This is a genomic window from Pseudomonas sp. p99-361 (genome assembly GCF_003935475.1).
GTDB classification, from domain to species: Bacteria; Pseudomonadota; Gammaproteobacteria; order Pseudomonadales; family Pseudomonadaceae; genus Aquipseudomonas; species Aquipseudomonas juntendi.
In genome coordinates this window covers 1-5,225 of sequence record NZ_RHQO01000127.1, presented here as the reverse complement: position 1 = coordinate 5,225, position 5,225 = coordinate 1, and the positions used below count along the sequence as shown (strand labels likewise).

The 5,225-nt window shown below is 63.4% G+C and carries 5 protein-coding genes; 2 read left to right on the top strand and 3 right to left on the bottom strand.

The features are described from left to right. Nucleotides 1–146: 146 nt before the first annotated feature. Complete coding sequence (locus EGJ22_RS25625; protein WP_029888027.1) at nucleotides 147–1,271, bottom strand: methyltransferase; 1,125 nt, start codon at nucleotides 1,269–1,271, stop codon at nucleotides 147–149. Nucleotides 1,272–1,367: 96 nt separating this feature from the next. Then, nucleotides 1,368–2,075, bottom strand: a complete 708-nt coding sequence (locus tag EGJ22_RS25620; protein ID WP_009681279.1) for an autoinducer binding domain-containing protein — start codon at nucleotides 2,073–2,075, stop codon at nucleotides 1,368–1,370. A 212-nt stretch (nucleotides 2,076–2,287) separates the two neighbouring features. Between EGJ22_RS25620 and EGJ22_RS25615 the strand changes: the two genes are divergently transcribed. Next, the gene (locus EGJ22_RS25615) at nucleotides 2,288–3,064 is read left to right on the top strand and encodes a ferredoxin--NADP reductase (protein ID WP_029888026.1); all 777 of its coding nucleotides are present in this window, start codon (nucleotides 2,288–2,290) and stop codon (nucleotides 3,062–3,064) included. A 71-nt stretch (nucleotides 3,065–3,135) separates the two neighbouring features. Here the strand turns inward: EGJ22_RS25615 and mscL are convergent, their stop codons facing one another. After that, nucleotides 3,136–3,555 (bottom strand): large-conductance mechanosensitive channel protein MscL, encoded by a 420-nt coding sequence (mscL, locus tag EGJ22_RS25610; protein ID WP_029888025.1) that lies wholly within the window; start codon nucleotides 3,553–3,555, stop codon nucleotides 3,136–3,138. A 176-nt stretch (nucleotides 3,556–3,731) separates the two neighbouring features. On the opposite strand from mscL, the gene radA reads away from it, so the two are divergent. Next, nucleotides 3,732–5,102: a DNA repair protein RadA gene (gene radA / locus EGJ22_RS25605; protein WP_009681282.1), complete on the top strand. Its 1,371-nt coding sequence runs from the start codon at nucleotides 3,732–3,734 to the stop codon at nucleotides 5,100–5,102. Nucleotides 5,103–5,225 lie beyond the last annotated feature (123 nt).

Genomic DNA, 5,225 nt, shown 5'->3' with positions numbered 1-5,225 from the left:
GCGGGCGGCGCTCAATCTCACAGGCACTGAAGATGCAGCGGCTACCCTTGCCAGGAACCATAGAATCTCCCACAGGGTCGCATCTGCCTCGCGCCTCGTGCAGTACCTGTGGGAGCCGGCTTGCCGGCGATAGGGCCGGTACAGGCTTACTTGCGCGCTTTGATGATTACAAACTTGGGCGTAGCCGCTACCTGCTCCACCCCACGGAACAACCGCGCCAGCTTGCTGTGATAGCCCAGGTGGCGGTTGCCCACGATGTACAGGGCCCCGCCCACCACCAACGCTTCGCGTGCTTGCTGGAACATGCGCCAGGCAAGAAAATCGCCAACCACCTGTTGCTGGTGGAACGGCGGGTTGCAGAGCACCACATCCAGCGACTGTTTCTCGGCCCCGGCCAAGCCGTCGGCTGCTTCGAAGGTGGCCGGCCGCTCACCCAAGGCGGCGCGCCAGTTCTCCCGTGCCGATTGCACCGCCATGTACGACTCGTCCACCAAGGTGTACTCGGCATCCGGGTTGGCCAGGGCACTGGCAATGGCCAGCACCCCGTTGCCACAGCCCAGGTCTGCTACCCGCGCGCGGCCGAGGTCGCGTGGCAGGTGCGGCAGGAACGCCCGCGTGCCGATATCCAGGCCCTCACGGCAGAACACGTTGGCATGGTTGAGCAATTCCAGCGCCGGCGTGTCCAGGCGGTAACGGCTAGGGTAGGGCGAGCGGGCCAGGGGGCGCTCTGCCAGGGTCGCGGTGAGCAGGCGGGCCTTCTTTTGCGCCAGCGAAGCCTGCACCGGGCCGATGTATTTCTCCAACAGGTCACCGGCCGCGCGTGGCAAGTGCTTGACCATTGCTCCGGCAATCACCTGCGCAGCGGGGGCCAGCTGCCCCTGCAGGCGAATCAGTTGCTCTTCGAGCAGGGCCAGGGTTTTAGGCACGCGCAGCAGCACCCGGTCGAACGGGCCCTGCCAGTGCTCGCTGGCTGGCACGAACGGCACGCTGTCGAACGGCAGGCCATTGCGCGCCAGGTTTTTTTCCAGGGCCATGTGCGCCAGGTGGGAGTCGCCGCTGCTGGTCACCTGCACCTTGCCAGCCAGGCTGGCGGCCACGGCCCCGAAGCTGTCGTTGAGCACCAGCACCCGGCAGTTGGCGTCAGGTGCCTGCGCGTGCAACTGTACGAGCAGGTATTCGTCGGCGGCATCGAAAGCCTGCAAAGGGTCGTTGGCCTGTTCGGGCTGGCGGATCAGGTCGAGTTCGGCGTAAGGGGTTGTCAACAGGGGCATGGCGTCTGGCTCGGGTATGAAACTGCCCGTTGCGGTTCGCCCCGGGCTTTGCCAGGCGATTCTACAGGGCTTTGCCCCGGGTCGCAGGTCTGAAGGTCAGATCCAGCCGCGCAACGCGGCAATGGCGATGGCGCCAGCCTTGTTGGCGGCATTGGTCTTGGTGATCACGCTGCGGATATGGAAATTCACCGTGCTTTGCGACAACGACAGAATGCAGGCAACGTCGGCAGCGGTCTTGCCAGCGGCGGACCATTTCAGCACTTCCAGCTCACGCGCGCTCATCTTCGGTTGTGGCGGGCACAAAGCGTTCAGGTGGTGTTCGCCGAGCACGGCATGCAGCGTGTGGCACAGCCACTGCACACTGCCGGCCTTCTCGTAGAGCTCGTTGATGTCGATGCTGCCCGCCGGGCGGGCCACGCTGATCTGGCTCTCGTTGTGTTGCAGGTCGTGCAGCGACTGCGTCCAACCGTGACGCAGGCCATGTTGGCAGGCTGCTTCGCGAAAGTGCGGGGCCTCATGATAGAGCTCGTCGGTCCACAGCACCGGCAGGGTCGACTGGTGGCTGAGGTGGGCGGCGCAGTCCTGCTTGTAGAAGTCGTCACGCTGATAGCGACTGATCCATTCATCGGGATAGTTGCTGTACAGGTAGAGCCTGGGCGTCTGGGTCGCGATCTGAATGCGCAGGTTCAGCCCCAGGTACTGCATGGCCAGGTCCTGCGCCAGATGCACTGCGATGTTGAACAGCTTCTTTGGGCTGCGCTCGCTGACGAACGCATCAAGATGTTCAGGTTTCCAGTGAAGCATCTGAAACACTCCTTGAGGCGCGGGATCCAATCCGTTTGAGAATCAGGACTAGTGTAGGAAAAGACCTACCGTTGTGTTGGGATTTTTTGCTATAGCCAACCGCATTCTCTGCGACTTTCATACCGGCACCCGGCGTGAGGCCCTACAAAGCGGTGGTTTTTATCCCGAGCACTTTAGGCGACACTGTGCACACGCCAACCCTGGAGCCCGATATGACCGCTAGCGCCGAAAAGTTCACCCGCCAGACCCTGCTCGATGTTCAGCCGCTGACGCCGAACCTCTTCAGCCTGCGGGTTACGCGCGATGCCGGGTTCCGATTCCGTTCCGGCCAGTTCGCCCGGCTGGGCGTGACCAAGGCCGATGGCAGCGTGGTATGGCGCGCCTATTCCATGGTCAGTGCGCCCCATGACGAGCACCTGGATTTCTTCTCCATCGTGGTGCCGGGCGGCGAGTTCACCAGTGAGCTGAGCCGCCTGGGGGCAGGTGATACCTTGCTGATAGACCGCCAGGCGTTTGGCTTCCTCACCCTCGACCGCTTCGTCGGCGGCCGCGACCTGTGGCTGCTGGCTACCGGTACCGGCATTGCGCCGTTCATGTCGATCCTGCAGGACTTCGAGGCCTGGGAGCGGTTCGACAGCATCAAACTGGTGTATTCGGTGCGCGAGGCCAGAGAGCTGGCTTATGTGGATGAAATTGCCGGGCTGGAACAGCGCGATTATCTGGCCGAGTTTGCTGGCAAGTTGCAGTTCATTCCGGTGGTGACCCGCGAGCAGCACCCTGGCGCGCTGAACCAGCGCATTACCACGCTGATCGAGAACGGTGAGTTGGAGAGGGCGGCGGGGCTGGAACTGTCCCCCGAGCATTCGCGGGTGATGCTGTGCGGCAACCCGGAGATGATCGACGAGACACGCAAGGTGCTCAAGGCACGCGACCTGCAGTTGAGCCTGAGCAAGCGGCCCGGCCAGGTGGCGGTCGAGAATTACTGGTAAGGCGCTGGGCCTGGGCACCGGCGCTGCCGGTGCCGGCGAGCAGGAGCGGGCTGCAAGGCAGCCCGGCAACCTCAAGGCAGGCGGTTCTGGTTCTGCGTCTTGAGCAAATCGCGAATCTCGGTCAGCAGGGTTTCCTGGGGGGTAGGCACTGGCGGGGCAGTCGGTGCCACGGCCTCTTCACGCTTGAGCCGGTTGATGGCCTTCACGCCCATGAAAATGGCGAAGGCCACGATCAGGAAGTCGATCACGGTCTGGATGAACTTGCCATAGGCCAGCACCACCGCCGGTACGTCACCTTGAGCGGCTTTCAGGGTAATGGCCAGATCGCTGAAATCCACACCACCAATCAACAGGCCCAGCGGAGGCATGATCACGTCGCCGACGAAGGACGAGACGATCTTGCCGAAGGCTGCGCCGATGATGATACCAACCGCCATGTCGACGACGTTGCCTTTGACCGCGAAGGCCTTGAACTCATTGAGCATGCCCATGTTTAGATCCTTGTAACAAAAGGTGAGGTAAACGCAGTGTAAGCCACTTGAACGCTTCATGCGTTGTGTTCAGGGCAACTGACTGCGGTTAGAACGAATAGTTTTGTCGCATCCCGAAGCGCTCGAGGCACGTGCGGCTCGGCTATCATGGCGATTTTTCCAGGAGACCCCAACCCATGGCCAAGGCCAAGCGCATGTATGGCTGCACCGAGTGCGGCGCGACCTTCCCCAAATGGGCCGGCCAGTGTGGTGAGTGCGGGGCCTGGAACACCCTGGTCGAAACCATGATCGAAAGCGGCGGTGCCGCTGCGCCCAGCAGTGGCCGCGCCGGTTGGACCGGGCAGCAGGCACAGATCAAGACCCTGGCCGAAGTCAGCGTCGAGGAGATCCCCCGTTTCACCACCAGCAGCACCGAGCTGGACCGTGTGTTGGGTGGCGGCCTGGTAGACGGCTCGGTGGTGCTGATTGGTGGCGACCCTGGCATCGGCAAGTCGACCATCCTGTTGCAGACCCTGTGCAACATCGCCGTGGGCATGCCGGCACTGTATGTCACTGGCGAGGAATCGCAGCAACAGGTGGCCATGCGCTCGCGCCGCCTGGGCCTGCCCCAGGACAAGCTCAAGGTCATGACCGAAACCTGCATCGAGACGATCATTGCCACGGCACGTGTCGAAAAACCGCGGGTAATGGTGATCGACTCCATCCAGACCATCTTCACCGAGCAGTTGCAGTCAGCCCCTGGTGGCGTTGCCCAGGTGCGTGAAAGCACGGCGTTGCTGGTGCGTTATGCCAAGCAGAGCGGCACGGCCATCTTCCTGGTCGGCCATGTCACCAAGGAGGGCTCGCTGGCCGGCCCGCGGGTGCTGGAGCACATGGTCGATACCGTGTTGTATTTCGAGGGCGAGTCCGACGGCCGCCTGCGCTTGCTGCGGGCGGTGAAGAACCGCTTCGGCGCCGTCAACGAACTGGGCGTGTTCGGCATGACCGACCGCGGCTTGAAAGAGGTCTCCAACCCGTCGGCGATCTTCCTCAACCGTACCCAGGAGGAAGTGCCGGGCAGCGTGGTGATGGCCACCTGGGAAGGCACCCGGCCCATGCTGGTCGAGGTGCAGGCGCTGGTGGACGACAGCCACCTGGCCAACCCGCGCCGGGTAACCCTGGGCCTGGACCAGAACCGCCTGGCCATGCTGCTGGCGGTACTGCACCGCCACGGCGGTATACCCACCCACGACCAGGACGTGTTCCTCAATGTGGTGGGCGGGGTCAAGGTGCTGGAAACCGCTTCGGACCTGGCGCTGCTGGCGGCGGTGATGTCCAGCCTGCGCAATCGCCCACTGGCCCATGGCCTGCTGGTGTTCGGCGAGATCGGCTTGTCGGGCGAGGTACGCCCGGTGCCAAGCGGGCAGGAGCGCTTGAAGGAAGCGGCCAAGCACGGCTTCAAGCGGGCGATCGTGCCCAAGGGCAATGCACCGAAGGAGCCGCCAGCGGGGCTGCAGGTCATTGCCGTGACCCGGCTGGAGCAGGCCCTGGATGCATTGTTCGAGTAATTCGTAGCCTGTACTGGCCCTATCGCCGGCAAGCCAGCTCCCACAAGGATCGCCTTAGGGCTGACAGGTGTTTGCCACAAGGTATGGCAGCGCCTGTTGGAGCGAGCGCCGCCCGCGCGGCGC

Bases quoted from the DNA above. Each gene is read 5' to 3' on its own strand.
- EGJ22_RS25625 (WP_029888027.1), bottom strand. From the start codon at position 1,271: ATGCCCCTGTTGACAACCCCTTACGCCGAACTCGACCTGATCCGCCAG.
- EGJ22_RS25620 (WP_009681279.1), bottom strand. From the start codon at position 2,075: ATGCTTCACTGGAAACCTGAACATCTTGATGCGTTCGTCAGCGAGCGC.
- EGJ22_RS25615 (WP_029888026.1), top strand. From the start codon at position 2,288: ATGACCGCTAGCGCCGAAAAGTTCACCCGCCAGACCCTGCTCGATGTT.
- mscL (WP_029888025.1), bottom strand. From the start codon at position 3,555: ATGGGCATGCTCAATGAGTTCAAGGCCTTCGCGGTCAAAGGCAACGTC.
- radA (WP_009681282.1), top strand. From the start codon at position 3,732: ATGGCCAAGGCCAAGCGCATGTATGGCTGCACCGAGTGCGGCGCGACC.